The organism is Phytoactinopolyspora endophytica (assembly GCF_004138495.1).
GTDB lineage: Bacteria > Actinomycetota > Actinomycetes > Jiangellales > Jiangellaceae > Phytoactinopolyspora > Phytoactinopolyspora endophytica.
Map to the genome: position 1 here is coordinate 289,704 of NZ_ML142855.1, position 4,914 is coordinate 294,617.

General features: G+C 66.6%; 4 protein-coding genes. 3 read left to right on the top strand and 1 reads right to left on the bottom strand.

From position 1 onward, the window contains the following. Window positions 1-1,942: chorismate-binding protein (locus ELR45_RS16165; RefSeq protein ID WP_205856697.1), on the bottom strand; the 1,942-nt coding region annotated here is incomplete at its 3' end. 374 nt (window positions 1,943-2,316) lie between these two features. On the opposite strand from ELR45_RS16165, the gene ELR45_RS16170 reads away from it, so the two are divergent. The 3 genes from ELR45_RS16170 (at window position 2,317) to ELR45_RS16180 (ending at window position 4,844) form a co-directional block, all read left to right on the top strand. Beyond that, a complete protein-coding gene (locus ELR45_RS16170; RefSeq protein ID WP_205856698.1) occupies window positions 2,317-2,952 on the top strand; it encodes an HNH endonuclease family protein in 636 nt (211 codons plus the stop codon). A gap of 94 nt (window positions 2,953-3,046) precedes the next feature. Next, a complete protein-coding gene (locus ELR45_RS16175) occupies window positions 3,047-3,253 on the top strand; it encodes a hypothetical protein (protein ID WP_420813896.1) in 207 nt (68 codons plus the stop codon). A 106-nt stretch (window positions 3,254-3,359) separates the two neighbouring features. Beyond that, window positions 3,360-4,844 (top strand): recombinase family protein, encoded by a 1,485-nt coding sequence (locus ELR45_RS16180; protein ID WP_129667316.1) that lies wholly within the window; start codon window positions 3,360-3,362, stop codon window positions 4,842-4,844. Window positions 4,845-4,914: the final 70 nt, after the last annotated feature.

Consider the following 4,914-nt stretch of genomic DNA (forward strand, 5'->3'; position numbering starts at 1 on the left):
CCGCCTCGGAGCGGGCGCCGACATCGGCCCCGGTGCTCGGATCGTCGTCGTTGGGTACCTCGTCGCGGCCGGGTGTGACTGACGGAGCGTGCGGGTCGAACGTGTGTCGAGCGGTGTAAGTGTTGTAGAAGCCGACCCGTGTGCGACGGCCGAAGAGGTCGACCTCGCGCTGCGTGCCCTGGTAGGGCTGAGCCAGCGGCACGACTGGAAAGCGCAACAGGTCCGTGAGGATCTGGTGGCTGAGGCACACCGCCAGCAGCGGCCGCTGCTCGGCCAGCCGCCGGGTCACCAGGGACCGCAGCCGCCTGATGCGCGGGTCGCTCGTGTCACGGGGGTCACCAGGCCCGGGCCCGGCGATCAACAGGTCGTGTGGGATCGTGTCGCCGACCTCGCTCCAGCGTCGTACGTCTGCCGTCATGCCGAGCCGGCGGAGCAGGTGGGCGAGCATGGCCGTCCACGCGTCCTCGGCATCCACGATCAGTGCTGAGGTGCCGGCCAGTGTTGGCTGATCGGCCAGTGTTGGCTGATCGGACAGCGTTGGCTGATCGGGCAGGGTGCCGGGTTCGGTCTGGTTCTGTGCTCGTAGCCAGAAGGGGGCCAGGGTGGCGTTGCGTAGCGCGAGTGCCTCAGCGACGCCGGGGTAATCGGCGAGGCGTCCCGGAGAAACGTTCGAACCGTCTGGGTCGCCGTTCGCCTCGTGGTCGTTCGAGCGAGGCCGATGCAGGCCGAGAGCGGCCAGTACCCCTGCTGCCTTGGCGTGGGTCTCGGCCACCTCGTTGGTGGAGATCGAATGCCGCACCAGGGTCGCGCCGACGGGCACCCGGACCCGCCCGTCCGGGTCGAGGTACGCGGTCCGGATCAGGATGGGTGCGTCCAGCACATGCTGCCCGGCGTCGTCCTGACCGATCAGCGCGGCTACGCCCGCATAGTATCCGCGTCCGGACTGCTCATACGTCGTGATGATCCGGGCCGCGTTCTCGATGGGGGAGCCGGTGACCGTCGGCGCGAACATAGTTTCGCGCAGCACATCCCGCACATCGAGCCCGGTTCGCCCCTCGAGCAGGTACTCGGTATGCACCAGGTGGCCCATCTCCTTGAGGAACGGCCCGAGCACCCGCCCGCCCTCGTGGCAGACCTGGCTCATCATCTTCAGTTCCTCGTCGACCACCATGAACAGTTCCTCGGTCTCCTTCGGATCGGCGAGGAACCGGAGCAGTCCGTCGCCGGTCGGTCCGCCCTCCGGCGAGCGGTACGTGCCGCTGATCGGGTTCATCACGACGGTGCCGTCCGCGACGCTGACGTGCCGTTCCGGCGTGGCGCCTACCATCGTCACGTCTCCCGCGTGGATGGCGAACGTCCAGTAGGCGTTGGGCTCTGACAGCAGCAGCCGGCGGAACAGCCTCAGTGCCGCATGCGGTACGGAGCCGCTGAGCTGAGCCTGGTAGTCGCGCCGGATCACAAAGTTGGCGCCCTCGCCCCGGCCGATCTCGTCGCGGATGACGGCACCGACGATGTCCGCGTACGCGTCGTCGTCGATGTCGAACCCGTGGCCGGTCACGTCGACCGGAGCGTCGGGGATGGCGTCGAGTACCTCGTCGAAGGTCAGGGTCGTGTGCTCGGTGACGACGAGACACCGCAGCGGGGCGCCGTCGTCGTGACAGGCGAAGCCGCGTTCCGCGATCTGCCGGTAGGGCACCAGCGCGAGTACCTGGGGGACAGCCACGTGCGGAGGCGACTCGGCGGGCGGACGTTCGCTTCCCGATCGCGCAGAAGGTTCGGCCGGAGTGCGCGGGGGCGGCATCGGAACCGGTAGATCTGCCAAGCGGTCGACGTCGACGACATCGCCGAGCAGCAGTTCGACGCCGGTGCCGTCGGCTCGTCGCAGAACGGCGAACGGAGGCGGTGTCTCCTGTCCTAGCAGGCTGGAGAGCTGATGTGTCACGGTCTTTCCCTTCGGGGCTGGTGAGCCTCGCCCAAGGGAAGCCGGGAAATGAGGGTCGCGGCCGCCTGCGGACGAGGCGGTCGCTACGTGGATGTACGCGTCGGGAGCGGCGCCGCCTAGCCGGCGCGCCACCAGGAACCGAGAACGGATGCGTACATGGGCCGTTACTCTAGCCCGCCGGCCGCGTTCTGTCACGGCGCGGTGGCGCCCGCGGCCCGGTTCAGCAGCCGCCTCATGGAGGAGTTCGCCGTGTCGTTGGCATCGTGACATGTTGTCGGCATGCTGGAGTCATCTCTGGTGAGCACGTTAGTCAGCAGGTAGGTCATCACGCTGGTCAGCACCGACTGCCGGGAGGTCCCGTGTCTCGTTCACCGATGCTCCGACTCCGTGCCTGGTTCGCCCTCGTCGTCGCCGCTCTGGTCATCGGCGCCATCACGCTGGCGTCCGACCCGCAGGCCACGGCAACCGCACCCCGAATCCCCACCAAAGCCACCGCCCAAGCCGAGTTGAACGCGCTCACCGTCGCCCCGGAAGGTTCGACGAGCGGCTATTCCAGGGACAAGTTCCCGCATTGGGACACGGTCTCCGGGAGCTGCAATGCGCGTGAGCAGGTACTGAAACGAGACGGCATCGACGTGGCGGTCAACGGCGACTGCTATCCCACGTCGGGTCGCTGGTACAGCCCGTACGACGGTGTGACAGTGCATTCGCCCTCCGATGTCGACATCGACCACGTGGTGCCGCTTGCCGAAGCGTGGCGTTCCGGCGCAAGCAGCTGGTCCGATGCGAAGCGCAGGGAGTTCGCCAACGACCTGTACTGGCCGCAGCTGCGTGCGGCGTCGTCGGCGTCCAACCGTGCAAAGGGAGACCGCGACCCGGCGTCGTGGAAGCCCCGCTCTGCTTACCATTGCACGTACGCGAAGATGTGGATCCGCACCAAGTACCAGTGGGAGCTGACCGTCCAGTCCGCCGAGAAGACGGAACTTCAGCGGATGGTCAACACCTGTTAGAGAACGACACATACGAGAGCCCAGCCCTGGTTGATCAGAGGTCAATGCCGTGTCCCATCTCCGATCGACGTTCAATGCCACGCCGGACGGCGTGATGACCAACGAGGTCGGCGTGGTCACCGGCGAGCTGGAGCTCCGCACGTCCTGCGGCGACGACGGCACGCTCTCCTTGGCGGTGCGCTACGCGGGCGCCGACGAGTGGTACACGATCCAGGGGCACGACTACCGGCTGCATGACGTACGTGACCACGAGGTCGTGCACCGGCTGCTGGTCAACGTGCTCGCCCGCCCCACAGTTTAGGGGCATCCACCATGATCATCGAGTATGTGGCGTGTGATGCCCGATGATTAACCGTGGGTGATAGACTGGCTCCCATCTTGTCGCCAAACAGGAAAGGGAGCCAGCCATGGCAACCACGGTAGAGCAGATCCGCACCGGGCGAGAATACCTGCGGGTGTCAGTCCGCTCACAGTGCTCGATCGATGAGCAGGCACAGGTGAATCGTGCCGATGCGGCCACGATGGGCGTCACGCTCGGCAAGGCGTACGTCGATAACGGATTTAGTGCGTCGTCATACCGCACCCGCGAGCGTGAGGATTACGGCGAGCTGATCGCTGATCTCGAAAGCGGCCAATTCAGCGAAGACGCGCTATTCATTTGGGAAACCAGCCGCGGGAGTCGCGAAGTCGAGGAGTGGGGAAAGCTGCTGCGCCTGCTGGCCAAGCATGGCAAGTACATCCGCGTCAGCAATCAGCACCGCTACTACGACCCGAGCAATCATCACGACCGACGCTGGATGTACGACGAGGCGATCCGCGCCGAAGCGGTATCCGATCAGATCCGCGACGGCGTGCTGCGCTCGATCGACGGCCGATTAGGGGAGGGAAAAGGATTGGGAGCATCGCCATACGGATACGAATCCGTCCACGAGAGCGTTAGCGGCCGTCGTCGCGTCGTTCGCCGCAACATCGTCAAGGACGAGGCCGACCGGATCAAAGAGTTGTTCGAGCACCTGGACACGGACGGCGCTAACGGGTCGTTCGGCGAGCTGGCGAGGCAATGGGACGGCAAGGTCTACACCCGCACGGGCAAGCCGTTCACCGCGCAGGCGCTCCGCAACGTGGCGTTGAACCCGGCATATGCCGGGTTCATCCGGCACCCGAAGTCCGGCGAGTTGATCGAGTCGACGCAGTGGGAACCCATCGTGGACTATGACGTGTGGCTGCGGGTGCAGAACCGTCTGTCTGACCCGTCACGTCGGACGCGACGGCCGGGACCGGCCCGGTACCCGTTCGCAGGCGTCTTCCTGTGCGACGTGTGCGGATCGGGGCTCACGGTCGGCTACGCCCGACACGACGGCGAGCAGGGACCTGCCTACTACCGGTGCCGGGAGCGCGGATGTGTGTCCGGCGTCGACCAGCAGGAGCTAGACGACCTCGTCGACCGCGTCGTGGTCGCGTACCTGTCACGCCCGGATGTGGTCGATGAGCTGACCCGTACGACCGGCGGCGACGAGGCCGCGCTACGCGAGATCCGCACCGAGATGACCCGGTTGGAGAACGACCTTCGGGAGCTGGGCGACGCGGTGGCCAGGGGTCGCACGTCGATGCACTTCGCGATGTCCGCCGAGGAGGGTCTGAACCGGCAGCTCAAGGCAGCCCAGGAGCGCGAGCGCGAACTGTCGACACCGTCGCCGCTGCGATCCATGGTGACGTCCGGCAACCTGGCCCAGTGGTGGAAGGACGCCGACGTCCGACCCAAGCGTGAGGCCGCCCGTGTGCTGCTGTCCGAGGCGTATCTCGGCGAGGTCCGGATCGGACGTAAACGAGCCCGCAACCGTGCGGAGACGCTGGGTCAGCGCCTGCGTGGACGGTGGGCACAGCTCGCCTGACCGACCCCGGAAACGGCCCTGAACACATCCCGTGTCAGGGCCGTTTTTCTGTGGACGACCCGTGCAGCCG